The organism is Rickettsiales endosymbiont of Stachyamoeba lipophora (genome assembly GCF_003932735.1).
In the GTDB taxonomy this organism is placed as follows: Bacteria; Pseudomonadota; Alphaproteobacteria; order Rickettsiales; family 33-17; genus RICK01.
This window is the reverse complement of sequence record NZ_CP033611.1, coordinates 1,201,242-1,223,719: the sequence shown is the minus strand read 5'-3', so window position 1 is coordinate 1,223,719 and position 22,478 is coordinate 1,201,242. Positions and strand designations below refer to the sequence as shown.

Genomic DNA, 22,478 nt, shown 5'->3' with positions numbered 1-22,478 from the left:
AGCTATTTTTATAAATATTTTAAGCTTGCCCTCTCTTTTGCTTAAATTATTATTGCGTTTACACGCAATTAACGTTAATTTAACTTAAATTATCCCATAATCGTTTTAATAATTTTTATATATTACCAACTATGAGTATTAATATAGATTTAATCATTATTATAGTTTTCCTAAGCATAAACCTATTTGTTGGGCTATATACCGGCCACGGAATAAAAAATATCAAAGAATATGCTATTGGTAATAGAAACTTTACTACTGCAGCCCTGGCAGCAACAGTGGTGGCTACTTGGATTAGCGGCAGCCGCTTTGCTATATCAGTAACTGAATCTTACAAACATGGTTTTTGGGACTTAGCTTCCGCAGCCGGGGATGTTATTGCACTACTGACTATCGGCTGGATTTTTGGCCCTAGGATGAAAGAGTTTTTTGGCAAGCTCTCTGTTGCTGATATAATGGGAAGCCTATACGGCAATAACATTAGAATAATTACCTCTCTAGCTTCCATTGCTCAATCTATAGGAATGCTTGCTTTACAGATAAAAGTATTTTCCACTCTATTTAATCATTTTTTAGGGATGGATAGTATTTATGCAGTAGTTATCAGCAGCTTTGTAGTAATTGCTTATTCTGCTTTTGGAGGCATTAAGGCGGTAACTTTTACAGATGTTATGCAATTCATAACTTTTGGTGTCTTTATTCCTATGTTTGCTTTATTTATTTGGCAATCTATCGGAAGTCAGGAATTAATTATAGATACTTTACAAAATAATCCTAAATACAATGTTTCTAAATTTTTTACTTATCGTCATCCGCAATTTGTTGAGTATTTATTTTTATTTTTATACTCAATGGTACCAAGCTTTAATTCTACTATGGTTCAACGTACCTTAATCGCTAAAAACGTTAAGCAAATTCGTCAGTCCTTTACTATTGCTGCTATTACCGCTCTAGTGATTGACTTACTAGGACATTTTATAGGAATGGTTGTTTATACACACAATCCAGGACTAGATCCTAATAATATCGCTATGTATGTGATTGATACTTATACTTTCACAGGCTTTAAAGGTTTGGCTATTGCAGGCGTGATGGCAATGATTATGTCCACTGCTGATTCTTGGCTTAATACCGGTTCAGTGATTTTTGTTAATGATTTTTGTAAATCGATAGGATTAAAAATCAAAAGAGAATTACTTGTTACTAGAATTTTTACTATATTAATGGGTATAGGCGGAGTATTGCTAGCTCTATCAGCTACCAATTTGCTAAAACTCGTATTACTACAAGCCAACTTTTACCGCCCGGTAGTGACTATACCTTTAATTTTGGCTGTTATGGGTTTTAGAAGTTCTACTCGCGCAGTATTAATTGGCATGTTCGGAGGTATTGCTACCGTAATAATCTGGCGTAATTGGATTCAGCCCGTTATAGGTATTGAAAGCGTGGTACCAGCAATGTCTGCCAACCTTATATGCTTTATGCTAGCGCATTATCTTTTGAAAGAGCCCGGCGGATGGGTTGGCACTAAAAATTTGGCTCTACTTCAAGAAATGGAAATTAAAAGTAAATATAACAAACAAATGAAACAACGATTTTTTAGTACTTTTATAAATAGTATTCAAAATTTCAATCTAGTTAAATATTGTGCAGCTAATACACCGCCAGGAGGTATAACTTATACTATCTATGGTGTATTTAGTATCCTCTCAATAATACTGGCTACCTTCCTACTAGATAACACCTTACATCAGCAGTATTTCCATATACTAAGCATTATAGAAGCTGTAGGGCTTTTTTTAGGTACAGCTTTTATATGCAATAAATTATGGCCAGAAAATATTAAAAATAAGTACTTAGGAATTATTTGGCATATTGCTGTATTTACCACTTTGGCCTTTAGCAGCAGCTTTTTAGTTATGGTAAGCCAATTCTCTGAAAATAGTTTAGTTATTTTCATCCTTAATTTAGTGATGGTAGGATTACTGATGCGGTGGCAAATTGCATTGCTTATGATTATTTCTGGAGGATTATTAGCAGTTATGGCCTATCATATATTTATAGGAGATATTGGCACAGGTCCTGCTGGATATGATTTAAAATTAAAAATAACCTATCTTTCTTTACTGATCAGTGCAGTACTTGTGGCCTTAGTTAAACCTCAACAAGAACAGCAAGAGCTTTCAGAACAAACAAAGATATATTTAAGCGAAAAGATTCGTGATCGTGAGGAAGAACTCAAAAAATTACTAGAACTTAAAAATGAATTTATCAACAATATCAATCATGAAATTAGAACTCCTATTAGTGGAATTACTAGTATTAGTGAGATACTTGACGAAGATTATTATAAGCTAAGCGAAGAGCACAAACGTAAAGCGGTAAAAACTATTGCCGAAAACTCAAATAGATTACTCAGCTTAATGAATAATATTTTGGATTTATCCAATTTAAGTAGCTTAAAAGCTAATTTACAAATTCAAGAGATAAATTTAAGCAATTTATTACACGATACTATTAAAGAATGCTGCAAATTTAATAACAAAAGTGACCATCTTGAATTTATTATCGATATTGAACCTGCTTTAATAGCAGAATGCGATGAATATTATATCAAACAAACCTTAGGTAATTTAATCAGCAATGCTATCCAATATAGTAATGACGGAACAATCGTTATCGCACTTAAAAATAAGCTGGAAGAAACAAATGCTACGCATGTAATAGAATTTAGTATTACGGATCAAGGAATTGGCATACCTACAAATGAACTTTATGAAATATTTGAACCGTTTACAGTAAGCTCAAAAACTCGTAACCAAGCAGGTGGTAGAGGTGTCGGCCTTGCTTTATGTAAAAAAATTATTGAACTACATAAAGGAAAAATTTGGGCTAGTAATAATGAAGACAAAGGTTCCATCTTTACTTTCATTCTTCCAATTACCCATTTAGCTTAAGCTAACAATTTTAGCTTTATTAATTATAACTTTTATACTGTAAAATTTTTATAATATTATCGTGATTTTACCTTGCAATAGTTCAAATAATTTATATCCTCATGGAGACAAAAATATTTTTACTAATTTAAACTAAAGGTGCTCTTCAATGATGGATAAACAAGCTGAACTTGCTGAATTACAAACTCAAACCAACCAAACAAGAAGAGCTACAGTATCAGGAATTGAAGAGGAATTATATACTCCTCATAAAGTTTTGGATCATGGATTTGTCCGAGTGATTGATTATATGGGAGATGACGCAGCAGTAGTACAAGCTGCCCGCGTTTCGTATGGAAAAGGTACTAAAAAGGTTAACGAAGATCGTGGATTAATTTTTTACTTAATGCGCCATAGGCATACCACCCCTTTTGAAATGTGTGATATTAAACTTCATATCAAATTACCAATATTTGTTGCACGCCAATGGATCAGGCATAGAACTGCCAGTGTTAATGAATATTCCGCTCGTTATTCTATTTTAGGTAACGAATTTTATATTCCTGAAATGAATCATATGGCTGCACAGTCATCTACTAATCGCCAAGGACGCGAAGAGTTACTACCTGAAGAACAAGCTCGCAATTATATTGAAACTTTTAAACAAGATGCTCTTACTTGTTACAAGCATTATGAAGAAATGCTTAACATGGACTCAGAAGGCAACACTTTAGATGAGCAAAAACCCAGCCTTGCTAGAGAATTAGCTCGTATGAATTTAAACTTAAATTTTTATACTGAGTGGTATTGGAAAACCAATTTGCATAACTTATTGCATTTTATTGCATTACGCGCTGACCCTCATGCACAATACGAAATTCGCGTTTATGCGGATATCATTGCTGAGATTGTAAAAAAATGGGTACCAATCACTTATGAAGCTTTTGAAGAATATAGAATGTTTGGCACCCATATTTCACGTAAAGGTACCGAAATAATTAAAAAGATGATTAACGGTGAAAAAGTCACCCAAGAATCAAGCGGTATGTCAAAACGCGAATGGGGTGAACTTATGGAGGTTTTAAACCTAGAAAAAGACTAGCTAATGAACAAAAAGCTAAAAAGATTTTTTATATATTTGTGGGTTATTACATTTAGCGCTATTCTTTTTGTATTAGGGGTGGCGTTTCATATACATAAACACCCTATTGACAATAAAGTTATTAACAAACTGATAGTAAGGAGCATTCACTCCCTTGATCAGACTAGTAGAGTTGATATTCAACATAGCCACTTTGTTATCGATCTTGCTAATTTTAAAATCAGATTATCTATTGATAATCTAACTGCTTTAAATAAAGCGGAGCAGCCTTTTATTAAATTTGAAAAGTTGGAATTTAAAATTCCTATTTGGAATTTGCTTACCAGTAACTTAGTCCCTGATTACATTCTCTTTAGCAAGGGTGATATCAATCTTGAATTTCTTACTGAAAACCAACCCTCTTTTCAAAGAAAATTTAATTTTAATAAAATTTTTAGCTTTTTCAAAAATATTAAAATTCAAATTAAAGATGTCAAAATTGACTATTTAGGTAATAATCTAAAAATTAATAATATTCAAAATTTATATATAAATACTCACAAAAGCTTAATCGATTTTGATCTCAAAATTAATAATATAGCTTATAAGCACTTTATCTCAATTGAGACTACGCCAGAAAGTGTGAAATTCAAAACCAAACTAGATAATTTAAATAGCCAAATAATTAATTGGGCTTTGGGCAATAAACTAGATAACTTAACTGGCCCTCTACAACATAACCTTACTACCAATATAGCTTTAGAGGCTGAAATACAAAACAATAAATTAAGCAATCTTAAAATAGAATTAGATAAACTAACAGGTACATATCATTTAGCGAAGTTTTTTGATCATCAACATAAGATTAGAAATGCTTACATTAAATTTGAGATCCATGAAGATTTTAAACAAATCAAACTTACTAAATTTCTACTTGCTCCAGAAGAACAAGGCCAAATAGAAATAACCGGAGTAATAAACCCTTTTTTATTTAGTAATCTTGCTGATTTAACAGTCCAAGTGAGAAATATACCTGTTGAATATGTACCAAATTATTGGCCAAAACAATATCTTTTCATTAAACAAGAAGTCTTTAATTATTTAAAATCTGGCCTTATAGCTAGTGGGAAAGGAAATTTTAAAATTGATTCTAAATGGCTAACCCCTAATTTAATGACAGACTCACAAATTCAAGCTAAATTAAATATTATTAATGCAGAACTTACTGTCTTAGAAAAGCTTGATAAGCTTGCAAAAACTAATTTGGCTGTAAAATTTTCTCCCTTTGCGGCCGCATTTAACATTATCGAAGCAACTTTTGCTAACTCTAAAATAAAAAATACAGCAATTGAAATTCCTTTTGATACTACAAAAAAGGTATTATTTGATTTAAATTTTGAAGGACAAATCAAGGATACTTTAAAAATTTTAGAACGATTTAAAACAGAAATTACACAATATAATGTAATTAAAAATTGTTTAACTAAGTTAAATGGTGATATCAAACTTTCATCACAATTCGAAATTCCTTATTATGGCTCGGATATTAATAATCTAAATTTTAAAATAAGTGGCGAGTTTGCTCAATTAAGCAGCGCCAATTTTTTTGAGCTAAAAAATGGCTTTCCAATTGAATTTAAAGATGGAACTTTTGATTGGGCAGAAAATATTTTAAATTTAAAAACCCAAGCGCTTATTCATCAAAATGAACTTAAGGTAAATTTAACTCAAAAATCTACCCTGCCCGCCATTATAAAAATTCAGGGCAATATAAATCACAAAAGTATTAATAAGTTAGCTGAGGCTTTAGAGATAGATCCACTACAAGATATTACTACCGAAGGTAGAACCTATGTTGATGTTCTCACTACTATTTTTCCAGATAAATCTACCAATCATGTAAAACTTAACTTTACTAATAGTAACTTGCATATAGCAGGACTAAACCTAAACAAATATGTTGGACAAAAACAGTTTTATGAAGCAACCATCATTAATGACGATCATCATTTAATAATGCATAATATCATCTTAAAAGGGGTGACACTTAATACCGACCCTAGCTTCTTAACTTATAATAAACAAAAGAAAGTTGTAACAGACCTTAAAATTAATAATTTATCCAGCTTTAATAATAAATTTTCAATTGATTACGAAAACAATCAGAAACATAAAACTTTAGACTTAACCGGAAGTCACTTAGATATTAGTAAGTTTTTATCTACTGTAACTAAATCTGCATCTCCTAATGAATGGTTAAAAGATATTAGCATTAAAGCGGCATTACAAACCGTAACTACTGCCAATAGTATTAAACTTAATAACTTAAAAATAGACCTTAATTGCACCAACAAGTGTGATAATTTTCATATTAGTAGCCATATTGATCACAAAGATAATTTCAATTTTATTAGCCAAAATGGCAAAGATACTTACCATTTTGAATATCTAATTAGCGATTTTGGTAAATTATTAAACGCTTTAAATATTTCTAATAATTTTGTAGGTGGCAAGTTTAACGCTTATCTTAAGGGTATTAAATCAGATAATAAAATTGAGGGAAAAGTTAATATTCAAGATATTACCTCACTACAGGCTTCGGTTTTATACTCAATATTGAAATTGACCTCAATTGGCGGAATCTCTTCTATATTAACTAAAAATGAAAAAGGTATCAAATTTACTAAATCCTCGAGTAAAATAGCATATGATTGGCAACAACATAAACTCACTATTACTGATGGTAATGCTAAAGCAAACTCTATTGGGCTTACCATGGAAGGATTTTATAATCTACATTCTAAGGATTATAAGTTCAATGGTACTTTGGTACCTAATTTATATGGTATTAATCAATTATTTGGCAAAATACCTGTATTAGGGGCCAACTTATTAGGAGGCAAAAATAGCGGCATAGTTGCTGTAAATTATACTATTAAGGGAGATATATCTCATCCCACTCCTAAGATTTGGGTTAACCCCCTATCTATATTAACTCCAGGTTTTTTACGTAAAATTTTCCAATAACCTTATTGCCAAAAAACTATATTAGGCTTCTTTCGAAACCGGAAAAATATAGGGAAATTTAGAATAAACACAAATGATGAGTATGGTTTATTAAACCTAAATGCACATTCAAGGCTTAGTCTGACACACAAATTATCCATCTATCTATACATAGCTTCAAAAGGAGCTTTAAAAAACTTCACTTAATAATAAAATATTACTATAAACATAAAGCAGTTATAATAGCTATGGAACTGTATAATGTTACCATCAAAGTAACGTGAGAATGTGATAGGCCGCTTCTTACTAAACGTTGATAAACATGTTTCGAATGAGGCTGCCAAAATTTTTCTCTTTTTACCATTCTGCTAATTAAGGTAAAAGTCGCATCACATAAGTAATAACTAGGTAGGATTAAACTATTTATTACTCCTCCTTTATATGCAAGCTTAAGTAAACAATATCCAATGATAAAGCCACTTAAAGTGCTTCCTACATCTCCGTAAAATATTTTAGCAGGATGCCAATTAAATATTAAAAACCCTATACTACTACCAATAATTAAAGCACTTATATAACCTAAAGACCATTGTTCTGTTTTAGTAATCACTAGCAGCAAAACTCCAATCATCATCATGATATTATTGCTACCGGTAATGCCATCAATTCCATCCATAAAATTGTAAATACTAATAAAGTAGGCAAGAGTTAGAGAAATTAAAATTTTTTCTATCAAATTAGGAATAAAGGATGGTAATAATAAATTCACCTCTTGCAGCAGCAAAAATACTACTAGGCTTGCAGCCAACAAATGAGCAGCAAGCCTAATTTTAATTGAAAGTGGTTTTAGATCATCTATAAATCCTACTGCCCCTATTATTAAGGCAGCACCAGCTAAAATAAAGGAATTATAAATTTCATTAAAAGCTACATAGCTAAAAAAAGGATAGCCAACTACAAATATGATTAAAGTAGCAAGCCCTGCCCCTCTGGGAATAGGGTTTTGATGATTACTTCTTGCATTAGGAATATCTAAGACTCTTTTACTTTTAAAAATTTTAATTAAAAACCAAGTAATCCAGCCACTACCCACCGTGCTAGTTATAAAAAGTAATCCAAAATAATGCCAATTCATGAGCTAACCTCTTAAATATTTCAATTTATATACCAAAATGATTTCAAGAAATGACTAGTAAAATATTAGTGAGCAGCACAGAATATATAGACATATTTGAGCAGCACAGTTCTAACAAATTTGACGATCTCCAATTCTTGCAAGCTACCGAGCATATAACTTAATATCTATACTTATAATATTTATAACTGGATTTGAAAATTAACTTTTGATTATATACAAATTTATCTGCCAAAAAGCTGTTCTAAATCCTTTAATTTAAGCTTAATAAAAGTTGGTCTGCCATGATTACATTGAGCTGCCATCGGTGTATTTTCAATTTGCCTAAGCATCATATTCATCTCATGAGCATTCATTTTTCGTCCTGCCCTAATGCTACTATGGCAGGCTAAAGTTTCATAAATATGCTCAAAAACTTGTTCAATATTGTAAGCTTTATCAAACCTAATTAGATCTTCTGCCAAGTCATTAAAGGTCGCTTGGATATCGAATTCTCCAAAACTACTTGGCACTGATTTGACTTCAATGATCTTTTTATCAACCAATATAATCTCAAAACCTAAGCTTAATAAATGCTCCTGATGATTAATAATAACTTCAATTTGCGCTTCAGTTAAATGGATCACTTCAGGAATTAACAATTGCTGCTTTTCAATACCATTTTGTACAAGGTTATTTTTAAGCTTCTCATACACTATACGCTCATGAGCAGCATGCTGATCTACAATAACTAGTCCTTCTTCATTTTCAGCAATAATATAAGTTAATCCAATTTGGCATTTTGCTACTCCTAACGGATATATGGTATCTAGCGAAGAAGTAGAATCTAATTCTTTATAACTATGCTCAGTCGTAGTAACGGTTGCTATATTAGGATTATTATTAAATTGGCTGGAAATATTGGATGCCTCAACCTGAGTATAACTTGCAGGAGGAATGCTCAATTTATTATGATATTCATTTGCTTGATAAAATGGGGCTGCTCTTGCTTGCCTAAAACCGCCTAGTCCCATTTGGTGGGCAGCTCTCTGTAATTCTTGAGTAGCTTCTAAATTATTACTACTGGCAATTTTATTAATCAGGTTATCACTTAAAGTAGACGAGGTAATGTTGCTATTAGTATCCACCAACACTTGCTTGATAGCCTTAATAATAATTGCTTTAATCAAATTTTGATCTTTAAACCTTACTTCTGTTTTAGCCGGATGCACGTTTACATCTATTTCATAATTTGGGAGAGTTAATTTAACTAACGCAAGTGGGAACCGATCATACGGTAAAACATCTTGATAGGCAACTTTAACAGCTTGCTGCAAAATTCTATCTTTTACTGGACGATTATTAACATAAATTAAAATTTTATCTCCAGTTCTAAAGTTAAAAGTAGGAAGTCCTAAAAATCCGCTAATTTGAATATCTTCTCGTATAAAATCTAATGTGAGTAGATTTTGAGAAAAGCTTTCTCCCCATAAATCTGTTATCCGATTAAGCAAATTATGGTCAATAGATTCTCTACTATCTAAAACTTTCTTTAAATCATTATAAAAGACAAAGCTAATATGCGGGTTTATCAGCGCAATTCTTTCTAAGATATTTGCTACTTGCTGCGCTTCACTTTTAGGAGATTTTAAAAACTTTAGCCTGGCAGGAGTTGCAAAGAATAGGTCTCTTACTTCAACTATACTACCCCTATTGATACTTAAAGAAGCTGGAATTACTTCTTGCTTATCCCCACCCTCAACTGAAATAGAGTAAGCTATGTCGTGCTCCAAAGTTTTTGAAGTAATTTTAAGACGGGCAACAGACCCTATTGAAGCTAGCGCTTCCCCTCTAAAACCAAAAGAATTGATATTAAATAGATCATCATCTTTTAGTTTTGAAGTAGTATGCCTATCAACTGCTAAAGCTAATTCATTAGGTGGTATACCCGAACCGTTATCTTCAATTTTAATGTAATTTTGTCCCCCCGCCTCTATCCATACTTTAATTTCAGTTGCCCCTGCATCAATGGCATTCTCAACCAATTCTTTTACCGCTGAAGAAGGACGCTCAAGTACCTCACCAGCAGCAATTCTATTGATAGTAGTTTGGGAAAGTTGTCTAATTATCACTAAAATATTCTAAAACTATAATTAATTATTTAAAGCTCTATCTTGGGTGAGATAAGCCTAAGATCAGGCAATAATACACATATTATTTTAAGAGTTACTTAACCTTATTACTTCCCTAGCACTTTATCAATTAATGTCTTCTCTTGTTTTTCACTTTTAATCTCTCCTTCTAATAAGGAACGATTATTTTTTCTATTTTCTTCTATTCTATTCTTTTCTTCTGCAGGAATTATTATATGCTTTACCTGATTTTCATCATCACGCTTTAATATCATGCCGGCCTTATCAATTAAAGATTTTTCTTCTGTATAATCTTCTGGTTTCTTATCAGCACTTAAACTTTGCCTAATAGCTGGGTCACGTGAGTTTAAGCCAAGCCTTTTGAGCATTAGCTCTTCAGCTTGATTAAATTCTATTGGTATATTAACATCTTTGCTACCATTTAGAACAGAATACACATCAACAGGCGTACCCGGTTTCACCAAATCATAATTAGGTGGCAGTATTAAATCTGGTTGGCTTATTACCATAAATTCATCTGGTGCACTTCTAATTAATCCCAAATTTCTTTTCATGCTTTGGTTACAAGCAGTTAGTACAACTAATAAAAGAACTAAACTAATAATTCTCATATAACTTTCTCCCTAAAATCAATCTATACTTATCTTTTTTATTTTAAAATGTTCTATTACATCTTGTATTATTATTAAAGATACACCGATACATACAAAACTATCAGCTAAATTAAATGATGGCCAATGATATTTATCAATATAAAAATCTAAAAAGTCTCGTACATATCCACATACAATCCTATCAATAATATTACCAAGCGCACCACCAATGATCAGACTAAAGGCAAAAACTTGTAATTTATCTTGAGTATTTTTGACTAACCATAGAAGATATAAAGATATAGCCAGAGCTATAGTAGGAAAAATAAATTTGCCAAGCCCAGGAGCTTGAAACAAACCAAAACTAATTCCATAGTTTTTTACATAAGCTAAATTAAATCCCGGGAATATGTTAACTTCATATATACTGAAGCTTTTAAAATATTCAAACACCAGTTCTTTAGATGCTAAATCTAAGCTAAGTGTAATCAATATAATGATAAATACACTTAATTTTTTATATTTCATTATTATTTTCAATACCCATTATATCTTGCATAATCTGCTGTTTTAATGCATTAACACTTTCAAATTTTTTTTCTTCTCGAATAAAGCGTAAAAATTCAATTGTCAAATTTTGATTATATAAATCGCCTGAGAAATTAATAAAATGCACTTCTAGTAACGGCTTAGTATTATTAAATAATGTTGGCTTAACCCCAAAATTAGCTACCCCCTTAAGCACTTGACCGTTAAAAGTACTTTTCACTTCATACACCCCATATCTTAGTACTAATTGCTCCATACCAGCTATATTTGCAGTACGATATCCTAAGTTACGGGCAAGCCTTTTCCCTTTTCGTACCTTACCATGAATAGTATAATAAGCCCCTAAAATAGACCTAATTTTATCTACCTTACCTTCTTCTAAGTAAGCTTTTACTAGGCTAGAAGAATAGATTTCACTCTTTTCGTTTACTTGTTTAAGAATTATTTTTAAATTAAAATATCCTTGCTTTGCATATTCTTCTAATAGTTCGATATTGCCACTACGCTTATTTCCAAATTCAAAATCATAACCTATCACTAAGGACTTCACCTTAAGTTTTTCTATTAAAATTTTTTCAATAAATTCTTTAGCAGTCATCCCAGCAAATTGGTGATTAAAGTTTTGGAGAAACATTAAATCAATTCCCATATGGGCAAATTTAAAAATTCTGGTTCTTATGCTATCAATACGTTTGTAATTTAAACCAGGCCTAAAGAACACTAGAGGATTAGGCTCAAAACACATGATACTTAAAGGCAGCTTAAGAGCTTCAGCTTCCAATTTTGCATTATTAATCACCGCTTGATGCCCTAAATGCACACCATCAAATTTTCCAATAGCAAGGACTATACTATCCACACTATTATAATATTGAGAGTATCTAACAATTCTCATAATTTATTATCAATTTTAGGATACTTTAGAATTTTTTAACCTAAGGTTAATTAACACTGGTGCCGAAAGAAAAATTGATGAATAAGTACCAATTATTATACCAAAAAACATTGCGATACTAAAACTTGCAATTACGTTACCACCAAATAGGATTAACGCTAAATTTGCAAAAGCGGTAGTAAGCACAGTTAATGTGGTTCTCGATAATGTATCATTAATACTTTTATTAACAATATGTTCTATGGTATTTTTACGCATTTTTAGTAAATTTTCTCTTATGCGATCGTAAATTACTACTGAATCATTTACAGAATAACCAATTATAGTTAATAACGCTGCTATAGAGGTGAGATTAAATTCTAATTGGGTTAAACTAAAAAATCCCATAGTTAACAATGCATCATGAGCTAGAGCTAAAATTGCTCCTATGCTATACTGCCATTCAAATCTAAACCACAAATAAATCATAATACTTAGGAATCCTAATACAACGGCAATTACACCATTTTTAATTAGCTCCTCTCCTACTTGTGGTCCTACAAAGTCAATTTTTCTAAAATGAGTGGTAGGATATTTGGTTTCTATTAATTCTCTTATCATATTAATAGTTGTAGCTTGGTTCTCGTTATTTAAACCAACTTTAATCATAATTTCTTTTTCAGAAGAAAGATTAAATACCGAAAACTCCTCAATCTTATTATTATGTAATTCTTTCCTTAATTCTTGTAGATCAATAATGTTTTCATTGTAGATCTCAACTACCACTCCACCTGCAAAATCTACTCCTAAGTTTAAACCTTTGTTTAACACTAATATTATGGATATCACGCTAAGTATTATGGATATAATATAGTTAGGTTTGCGTAATTTTAAAAAATTTATATTCAATTCTCTAGTTTTAAACATCTATTTTTGCTCTCTTAACACAATCATTTTAATAAACTCAACTACCATCCCAAAAAGTATTGCAAAATACAAATTAGTCAAATTAATATGAAAGCCTATGGCTTTTATTATCATAAATAACCCTATGACTAGCAAACCACTTAAGCTTAAAACTTTAATTGCCAAGTTATTATAAATAAAATTTTTGATTTTATTCTTAGCCAATAATACAATAGTTAATGAGGCTATAAGAGCAATTAAAGCGACAGTAAGATACTCTGTAAGCCCCATTGCAGTTGCTGCTGAATCAAGTGCTAAAATAAAGTTAATAAAGCCAATCTGGATTAAAGCCTGCCTATAATCATTATCGGTTTTAACCAGCTTAACTACCTTATTAAATTTTATATCATAGATTTCGCTTATAGCCTTTATAACTAATACCCCACCAAGAAGTAAATATAAAATGGTTTTAGTGGTAACATTAAAATTAGCAATAATAAATAGATGACTATTAAGATGGCAAATAAAATAGCACACAAATAATAATGCCACCCTAGATAAAACCGCAGTAATAATACTAATCCTACGCAAACGCTTGCGTTCTTCTAATGTTAAATTATTATAAGATAAAGATAAATAAATAGCATTATCGATCCCTAAGATTACTTCCAAAAACACAAGAGTTAATACATTTAGTAAGTTACTAAATGTTAAAATTTCTAACATTTAATTAATTTGCAATAGTTTTATTTGTACTGTAAAAAACTATTGAAGATAAGACCAGCAATTTTTTCTAAAATCTTAATATTATTTTATGAATCACGAATTATTACAAAAACTTAACCAAGAACAGCAAAAAGTAGTAACAAATACTAACGGTCCTTTACTAGTGTTATCTGGAGCAGGGACTGGTAAAACTACTTCGATCACTTCTCGTATTGCATATTTAATTTCAGAGCGCCTTGCTCTTCCTCAGCAAATCTTGGCAGTAACCTTTACTAATAAAGCAGCCCGTGAAATGCTTATTAGAATTAACAACCTAATTGATGCTCAAGGAATCTGGTGTGGCACTTTCCATTCTATTGCTACTAAAATTTTACGTATATATGCGGAGCTAGTTGGTTTTCAAAATGACTTTACTATTATTGATATAGATGATCAGATTAGGTTAGTTAAAAATATTGAGGAAAGCCTCAATATTGATCATCGTAAATATTCCCCTAAAAACATATGCTCTATTATTCAGTCATGGAAGGATCTATCCATCTTTCCTGAACAATTAGATGAAACCTTATTAACTAACGATTGGCGTAAAAAGGCTGCCCAAATCTATACTCTTTATCAACGACAATTAAAAACTGCTAACAGCATGGATTTTGGCGATTTATTATTGTATAATATTAAACTATTTCAAGAACAAACTGATATTTTAAGCAGATTCCAAGAACGTTTTAAGTATATTCATGTAGATGAGTATCAAGATACTAATAAAATTCAAGATTTATGGGTTAAATTACTTGCAGCTAAGCATCAAAACATTTGTTGTGTCGGCGATGATGATCAATCAATTTATGGCTGGCGTGGAGCAGAAATAGCTAATATTCTAGGGTTTACTAATTATTATCAAAATTGCCATATTATCAAATTAGAACAAAATTATCGTTCTACCAAAAATATTCTTGCAGTAGCCGGCGAAATAATTGCTAAGAATAAACAAAGATATCATAAAAAATTATGGAGCGACCTGGAATTAGGTAATAAGGTGTGGCTTAGCAAGCTTAGAAATGATCATGAAGAGGCAGAATTTATCTGCAAAGCTATCGATCACTTTAAACATCATGGAGAAAACTTAGGAAGCGTTGCGATTTTAGTCCGTGCTTCATTTCAAACCAGGGTATTAGAAGATAAGTTGCTAAAAAACATTATTCCCTTTGTGGTAATAGGTAGCTTGAAGTTTTATGATCGCTTAGAAATTAAGGATGCAATAGCCTATATACGATTAAGCAACAATTTTAATGATAATTTTGCATTTGAAAGAAGCGTTAACACCCCTAAAAGAGGAATTGGAAGTACCAGTTTAAAGCAAATTCAAAATTATAGCTTACTATATAATATTAGCTATTATGAAGCCGTTAAAGATATGCTTTCCAAGCAAATTTTCACCGGTAAAATTGCTAAAACTTTAAATGAATTTATTACAAATCTAGCTAGCTGGAATGAATTAATTAAAGCGACCTCTCATACACAAGTGGTAGAAACTATCCTTAAACAATCTGGTTATCTAGAAATGTGGCAAAATGATCCCTCCATTGAAGCTAAAGGCAGGGTGGAAAATTTAAAAGAATTATTTAGAGCTATCCAAGATTTTGCAAGCATTGCAGAGTTTTTAGAGCATGTTAGTCTCGTTAGCGATAATGAACAAGAAGGTATTGATGTCAAAGTTAAAATTATGACTTTACACGCTTCCAAAGGACTTGAATTTAACAATGTATTTCTACCTGGCTGGGAAGAGGGAGTTTTCCCAAGTATCAAATATCGTGATCAGGAACAAATTGCTACTGAGCTTGAAGAAGAACGCAGGCTAGCTTACGTAGGAATTACTAGAGCACGCCAAAGATTGTTTATTAGCCATACCAATGAAAGATGGATGTACGGCTCAGTTCAATATAACCTTCCTTCACAATTTTTAGACGAAATTCCTAACAGCTTACTACACATTACTCGATTTGATGAAGTTTTCTCTCCTGATTTTCTTGAGCAAAAACCTAAAATCCTTCCTATCAAAACTCCACAGCAGAACAAAGGTAAAAACGAACCAAAACAGGTATATAATAAAAAAGTTTTTCATCAAAAATTTGGTTATGGTACAGTAATAAATAGTTATGATAATAAATTAGATATATTATTCGAACAAAGTGGTCTCAAGAAAATCGGCATTGAATTTATAGAGTTTTGTTAACATGAGTAACGATTGGAGCCCGTCAAGCTGGCAGAATTTCAATATTACCCAACAACCAAACTATAATGAGCAAGATAAATTATCTGAAGTTTTAAGTAAACTTTCCACTAAGCAGGGCTTATGCACCTTTAATGACATAGCAATACTTAGAACCATTTTAGCAGAATTTGGTAAAAACGATTTTATTATTCAATTAGGTGATTGCGCTGAACCAATTTTAGAGGACCCAAAAGAATACGCTTTATGCCTTTATAAACTATACGAACAAGCTACAGCATTATCACCTCATAAAAATATAATAAAAATTCCTAGGATTGCTGGACAATTTGCCAAACCTAGAACTAATGAATATATTGAACTTGAAGGTAAACTAATTCTCTCTTATCGGGGGGATTTAATCAATACCCATGGGGTTGATGAGCAGTTTCGTCTTCCCAACCCAAAAAATTTATTAAATGGCTACGATCATATCAATAAAATCAGAAGTCTTAATCTTAATTGGTTTTATGCACACGAAGCCCTTCATCTGCAATTCGAACAAAACCTTATTAGGCAAGAACATAACTTAAGCTATGCCTCAAGTAGCGAATTAATTTGGATTGGTAATAAAACCAGATTTATGGATAGTGCCCATATAGAATTCGCCCGAGGTGTTATTAACCCGGTAGGAATTAAGATTGATTCAACTATTTCAGCAGAGGAGATAGACTACTTGGTGAACACTTTAAACCCTTCTAATCTTAAAGGTAAGATATTATTTATAATGCGTTTAGGCCTAGAGAATATAGAACTACATTTACCCCGTATTTTCCAACATTGCTTACAGCAAAAGCATAATTTGTTATATTTAGTTGATCCCATGCATGGCAATACTAAATATATTAAATCCAATCAAAAATACCGTTTAATGGCTGAAATTTACCAAGAAACAGAAGTTTTTTTTAAAATTGCATCCCAGCTTAATATCCAAGTATCAGGCATTCATTTAGAATCTACCTACCAAAATGTTTATGAATGTATTGATAACATTTCACAAAATCAAGATTATCACTCAATGTGTGACCCTAGATTGAATAGCAACCAAACATTAAATTTACTTACTTTTTTGAATAAATTTAATTGAAATTTAATTTTTAATTGACATAATATTAAAAAATAATTAACCTTTATGAAAAATTACTATATCAAATTTTTAATCGAGAGATAAAATGCTTGCTTTGTTCCAACCAATAAGATCATTTAAAAATTATCTTATACAAGTAAAGAACATTATTATTACGCCTATACACAAGCTAGTTAGAACTTTACTATTGAGGCAAGATATAGTTTTAATTATGGCACTGAAATTTATTTGTTTTAGCATAACTGGCATTATATCAGGATTCACTGCAGGCTTTGTATTAGATACAATAGTTGCTCAGATTAATAATACCAGCAAGCTATCTGTAAATAACAGTGTATTACTTACAGCAGGTTTAATATGCTTTAATTACGGCATTAATACTATTGCTAACTATTTAGAAGCCTACTTCGGGAACCAACTAAATCGCAATATCAAAACATATATTCAAAATCATGATATAATGAAAAGAAATAAAGGATATATTGCCTCTATTGAAGCGGTACAATCAGATTTTTCAAAGCATATTGTGAAGTCTTTTTCTAATTTTACCTTATTTAGCTTTCACTTATTCTACGAGCCTCTTAAGCTTTTAGCTGAATTCTTTTTAATCAATAAAGCCTTAGCCTTATTATTTTTAAGATTTAATATAAGAAATAATTTTTTATTTACTTCTAATCTTGGTAGGTTTCTACCTTATGGGTTAAGCCTAGTTTTAATGGTGTTTGAGGTCTCAAGGTTATTAGTTATAGCAAGATTATATGATGAAGAAAAACTAAAAACATTAAAAAAAGAACTAAAAGGAAAGCAAGACAGCCAAGAAGCAAATGAGGTAGTAGCTGCTATTAGCAACAATGAAGAATCAATCCGCAAACTAACACAAGCAATTAAAGAGGCAAAGAGCTACCAGTTTACTAATATTTTCCTTAAATCTATAGCAAATATCTTTAAACTAGCAATTTTATTTGCTGAATCTCTTACACAACCACTGAAAATTGTTCAAAAGTTAATTGAAAGTCTAACCAATACTACTACACCGGTAGGCAATATTAGTAGGAGAGCTCGTAAATTTAGGGAGCACGGCAAAGCAGCAAGTGAAGGTTTAGTATCAGCTTGGGGTTCTAATAAAGATCTAGAAGATGCTTATAGCTTTTGTGCATTTAGCAATGCTGATACCTTACGCAGCATAGATCCGAGATATTTAAATACCCAACAAGCAAGATTAAAAGGGAACGACATAACTTACGAATCCATAAAAAAAGAAAGAGCCCTAAAACTTATCGATATTAAAAGAGATACAATTAATGAAATTAAATTAGAAAATTTAGTTTTAAGATTTCGTAATAAACATATAAACAGCGATGGAACAGAAAGCTATAATTTCAAGGAAATTAAATACCGCAACTTACAATTACCTAGAGGTAAACTTATTTTAATTGAGGGATTAAATGCTACTGGAAAATCTACTTTCCTTAAAGTATTATCAGAACGTTATCTCTTAACAGGCGGTAGTCAACAAGCACGGCTTACTTTACCACAAGATGCCTCCTTTGCTTTTTTAAGTTTAAATGAATTTAATCAGCACTTTAAATTTTTAGAGGTAGCCGCAAACTTCCGGGCAACTGAAGACACTTTAAAGGAATATAGCACGAATAATTCTAATCTTCACACATTATTAGAAAGTACTAAAACTACCCTTGCTAAAGATTACTCTGACGGACAAAAAACAGCTATAATGATTATCTCAGCAATAACCAAGCTTAGGCTAAACAATAATACTATAAAGAAATTTGATATTTTAGTTGATGAAGCTTTATCTTCTCTTTCTCAAATACCAGAAACTGCTAATTCTCACGGTGCCAGAGCCGAAGCTCTTGAGTTACTTAATAACTATGCTGAAGAGCACAACAGATTTGCAATGATTATTGATCATAACTTCTCAGCACAAGAAAAGGAAGGTAAGGAGGCTAAACCGTTAGATGTAGCAGATAGGATTAAGGCTTATTATAAAAACCTACAATCTAATCACACTACACAGCAAGATACCTCGCGAGCTATTTAATTATAGACGACACTATGTTAACTACTCTCTTGTAATGTAAATTTAGTAAATTTTAATAAAATTAGGATATTAAGATGTCATACCTTTCTTCTCAATTCATTACTCCTACGGACGATAGCAGTTTCTTACATCATTATTATAATACTTTCATCAAACCTGCATTAAAGGCAGCTTCAAATATTTTACTTAGAAAAGAAGTAATATCTCTTATCTTAATTAAAATTGTTTGTTATACTATTACAGGAATTATTTCAGGTTTTACTGCCGGCTTTATATTAGATACTATTGTTGCGCAACTAAATCAAACCAGCGCACTCTCTGTAAAACAATCAATTATTACCATTTTATCTTTAACGTGCTTTAATTTCGGAATTAATGAAATTGGCAATCAGCTCGAATCTTACTCCCAAGAGCAATTACGCCAGCAAATCGAGGAATTTGTTGAAAACCATGAACTCATGAATAATTCTAAGATTAAAAAATACATAGATTCAATAGAAACTGTTAAGAAATCATCTTTACAAACAAATATTATCAAATCTTTTTCTCATTTATCAGTGTTATGTTTCACATTAGCTTACGATCCTTTTATGTTACTTGTTGAATTTTTCTTAATTAATAAAATCTCTAACCTTTTATTTATCAAATTTAAGATACAAAATAACGCGATAATTAAATCCAATCTGGGAAAATTTTTACCTTATGGCCTAAGTTTTGTTCTTCTCGCATTTGAGTTAGGAAAAGTGTTGATTAGAGCTAAGTTATACGATGAATTGCAGATCCAAACAACTGAAGACCAACTGCGCAACATAACTCAAAACAAATCTATAAATAAGACAGTAGCAAAACCCCAAGTCATTGATAATTTTATAAAATTCCTAAAAAATAAACTTGAGGAGTTAACAAAATATAAAATTGTAGTGAAATTATTAAATGGGGGCAGCAAAATCTTACAACTATCAATTTTGTTTGTACATTCTATAACTCAACCTTTCAAAATTATTCAAGAAATTATTGAAACCTTAACTGGATCTCAAAAATTGGAACATAATCTAGACGAGAAAATAATATCATTACAGCAATATACTAGAGCTGTAGGCGAAGACTTAAAAGATTTTATAGGTTCAGATAAGGCTTTACTTCGTACTTATCGCGCTTGCCTCTTGATCAATCCGGAATTAATGATTAAAGATAAAGCAATATATGCTCGCAAAATAGAACCTACAGATCGTATGATGAGTAAAAGAAGATTTGCTCTAATTGACCTAAAAAGATTGGATACACAACAGAATATTGCTATAAACAACTTGGTAGTAAAGTTCCTTATCCCAAATCCTGTTAAAGGGGCATCATCTACACATATTACTAAAGAAATAAAATATAAAAATTTAGAATTTTCTAAAGGACACCTAATCACTATTGAAGGAAAAAACGCTACTGGTAAATCTACTTTTCTTAAAGTTTTAGCCGAACAATACCATATTAGCGGTAGCCAGAATGCTCGAGTACAATTACCAAAAGACACATCTTTTGCCTTCTTAAGTTTAAACAACTTTAATTCTCATTTTAAGTATTTACAAAGTGCAGCAAATTTTAGAGCAACTGCGGATACATTGACTGAATTTAGCGATAATAACACCCCAGATACTTCTTACCCGGAACTAAAGAAGCTATTAACCGACCTTCAAACCACACCAGCCGAAACCTATTCAGACGGCCAAAAAACTGCTATCATGATTATCTCTGCACTGACTGCATTGGATGAAAATAATCAAAAAATATATCAAGATATCATTGTGGATGAAGCCGCTTCTGCTCTATCTAAAATCAACGATGACGGAGTCCTTGTTGATGGAGGTGCAAGACGAGAAGCTATGAATCTGCTTCGCAAATATGCTGAAAAACAACAAAAATTTGTATTTGTTGTGGATCATAATCTTGCTCCTGAAGATAAACAAGGTACAAAAGTAACATTAGACACAGAAAATGAAATTGTAGCTTATTCCGCTGAAGGCGCAGTTATCGCACGCGATCCAATTCAAACAATAAGGATCTAATATTAACCTTACATCCAACTATTCCACTTTACTTTAAATACATAAGAGTGACTTTCGCTAGCCACTCTTATTATGTTTTAAAACAAACGCTTGTAATCTACGTAAAAATTTTCTATCATATTTATAATTTTTAGAATGTTAAAAATTTAATATGTTCACAAAATCCGAATTAGCTTTAGAATATTTACCTATCCTGATTTTTTTAGCAATCGCTATAGGTCTTTCAATTGTCATGGTTATTATCCCGTTTCTGGTTGCCCGAAGTCGCCCTGACCGTGAAAAATTATCTGCATATGAATGCGGCTTTGAAGCATTTGGGGATGCTAGAGGAAAGTTTGATGTACGCTTTTATCTCGTGGCTATGCTATTTATTATATTTGATTTAGAAATTATTTTTCTTTTCCCATGGGCAATTACTTTAGGTAAAATTGGTAAATTTGGCTTTTGGTCAATGATAGTGTTTTTAGGAGTCTTAACAGTAGGCTTCATTTATGAATGGAAGAAAGGCGCCCTTGATTGGGAATAGAGTTAATTATGCTAAATAAAATAAAATCACCAGATGAATATTTATCCCAAGTAGCTGAAGAAGTTAACAATCAAGGTTATTTTGTTACTAAACTTGATCACTTAGCAAGCTTAGTCAGAAGCTCATCACTGTGGCCAATGACCTTTGGTCTTGCTTGCTGTGCTGTTGAAATGATGCAAGCTGCTGGCAGCCGTTATGATTTAGATAGACTAGGGTTAGTATTCAGACCAAGCCCTAGACAATCTGATGTAATGATTGTAGCAGGCACTTTAACTAATAAAATGGCCCCAGCTCTAAGAAAAGTATATGACCAAATGGCCGAACCAAGATGGGTTATCTCTATGGGTAGCTGCGCCAACGGTGGAGGTTATTATCACTATTCTTATTCAGTAGTAAGAGGATGTGATCGCATTGTACCTGTAGATGTTTATGTACCGGGCTGCCCACCTACCGCTGAAGCATTACTTTATGGAATTATGCAATTACAACGCAAAATCCAGCGCACAGGCAAACTCAGACTAAAACGTAGCGGTGAATGAATA

Annotated in this window: 16 protein-coding genes; 9 read left to right on the top strand and 7 right to left on the bottom strand. The window is 31.6% G+C overall.

What is annotated here, in order from left to right; genetic code table 11:
* Positions 1 to 131: 131 nt before the first annotated feature.
* The 3 genes from EF513_RS05620 (at position 132) to EF513_RS05610 (ending at position 7,044) form a co-directional block, all read left to right on the top strand.
* Positions 132 to 2,957, top strand: a complete 2,826-nt coding sequence (locus EF513_RS05620; RefSeq protein WP_125216428.1) for a sodium:solute symporter family transporter — start codon at positions 132 to 134, stop codon at positions 2,955 to 2,957.
* A gap of 151 nt (positions 2,958 to 3,108) precedes the next feature.
* On the top strand, positions 3,109 to 4,038 hold the full coding sequence (thyX, locus tag EF513_RS05615) for an FAD-dependent thymidylate synthase (RefSeq protein ID WP_125216858.1): 930 nt from the start codon (positions 3,109 to 3,111) through the stop codon (positions 4,036 to 4,038).
* Between the two features lie 3 nt (positions 4,039 to 4,041).
* Entirely contained in the window at positions 4,042 to 7,044 is a 3,003-nt protein-coding gene (locus tag EF513_RS05610) for a hypothetical protein (RefSeq protein WP_125216427.1), read from the top strand.
* A gap of 199 nt (positions 7,045 to 7,243) precedes the next feature.
* Here EF513_RS05610 and EF513_RS05605 read toward each other — a convergent pair whose 3' ends face one another.
* The 7 genes from EF513_RS05605 to EF513_RS05575 all read right to left on the bottom strand — a co-directional run bounded on the left by EF513_RS05605 (position 7,244) and on the right by EF513_RS05575 (position 13,938).
* Positions 7,244 to 8,158: an MraY family glycosyltransferase gene (locus EF513_RS05605; RefSeq protein WP_125216426.1), complete on the bottom strand. Its 915-nt coding sequence runs from the start codon at positions 8,156 to 8,158 to the stop codon at positions 7,244 to 7,246.
* A 224-nt stretch (positions 8,159 to 8,382) separates the two neighbouring features.
* Positions 8,383 to 10,269: a DNA mismatch repair endonuclease MutL gene (gene mutL / locus EF513_RS05600; protein ID WP_164503843.1), complete on the bottom strand. Its 1,887-nt coding sequence runs from the start codon at positions 10,267 to 10,269 to the stop codon at positions 8,383 to 8,385.
* A 107-nt stretch (positions 10,270 to 10,376) separates the two neighbouring features.
* A complete protein-coding gene (locus tag EF513_RS05595) occupies positions 10,377 to 10,901 on the bottom strand; it encodes a DUF3035 domain-containing protein (RefSeq protein WP_125216424.1) in 525 nt (174 codons plus the stop codon).
* Between the two features lie 18 nt (positions 10,902 to 10,919).
* Complete coding sequence (gene lspA / locus EF513_RS05590; RefSeq protein WP_125216423.1) at positions 10,920 to 11,411, bottom strand: signal peptidase II; 492 nt, start codon at positions 11,409 to 11,411, stop codon at positions 10,920 to 10,922.
* On the bottom strand, positions 11,401 to 12,327 hold the full coding sequence (ribF, locus tag EF513_RS05585; protein WP_125216422.1) for a riboflavin biosynthesis protein RibF: 927 nt from the start codon (positions 12,325 to 12,327) through the stop codon (positions 11,401 to 11,403). Before ribF ends, lspA begins: the two co-directional genes overlap by 11 nt.
* Positions 12,328 to 12,342: 15 nt before the next feature.
* Positions 12,343 to 13,233 (bottom strand): protein translocase subunit SecF, encoded by an 891-nt coding sequence (gene secF, locus EF513_RS05580; protein WP_125216421.1) that lies wholly within the window; start codon positions 13,231 to 13,233, stop codon positions 12,343 to 12,345.
* A complete protein-coding gene (locus EF513_RS05575) occupies positions 13,234 to 13,938 on the bottom strand; it encodes a TerC family protein (protein ID WP_125216420.1) in 705 nt (234 codons plus the stop codon).
* Positions 13,939 to 14,026: 88 nt separating this feature from the next.
* Between EF513_RS05575 and EF513_RS05570 the strand changes: the two genes are divergently transcribed.
* The 6 genes from EF513_RS05570 to EF513_RS05545 all read left to right on the top strand — a co-directional run bounded on the left by EF513_RS05570 (position 14,027) and on the right by EF513_RS05545 (position 22,475).
* Complete coding sequence (locus EF513_RS05570) at positions 14,027 to 16,171, top strand: ATP-dependent helicase (protein WP_125216419.1); 2,145 nt, start codon at positions 14,027 to 14,029, stop codon at positions 16,169 to 16,171.
* Position 16,172: 1 nt separating this feature from the next.
* A complete protein-coding gene (locus EF513_RS05565; RefSeq protein ID WP_125216418.1) occupies positions 16,173 to 17,294 on the top strand; it encodes a 3-deoxy-7-phosphoheptulonate synthase in 1,122 nt (373 codons plus the stop codon).
* Positions 17,295 to 17,505: 211 nt separating this feature from the next.
* Positions 17,506 to 19,353, top strand: coding sequence for an ATP-binding cassette domain-containing protein (locus EF513_RS05560; RefSeq protein WP_164503842.1), 1,848 nt, complete (start codon positions 17,506 to 17,508; stop codon positions 19,351 to 19,353).
* Between the two features lie 74 nt (positions 19,354 to 19,427).
* Positions 19,428 to 21,410: an ATP-binding cassette domain-containing protein gene (locus tag EF513_RS05555; RefSeq protein ID WP_125216416.1), complete on the top strand. Its 1,983-nt coding sequence runs from the start codon at positions 19,428 to 19,430 to the stop codon at positions 21,408 to 21,410.
* 232 nt (positions 21,411 to 21,642) lie between these two features.
* Positions 21,643 to 21,936, top strand: coding sequence for an NADH-quinone oxidoreductase subunit A (ndhC, locus tag EF513_RS05550; protein ID WP_410528587.1), 294 nt, complete (start codon positions 21,643 to 21,645; stop codon positions 21,934 to 21,936).
* An 8-nt stretch (positions 21,937 to 21,944) separates the two neighbouring features.
* Positions 21,945 to 22,475: a NuoB/complex I 20 kDa subunit family protein gene (locus tag EF513_RS05545; RefSeq protein WP_125216414.1), complete on the top strand. Its 531-nt coding sequence runs from the start codon at positions 21,945 to 21,947 to the stop codon at positions 22,473 to 22,475.
* Positions 22,476 to 22,478 lie beyond the last annotated feature (3 nt).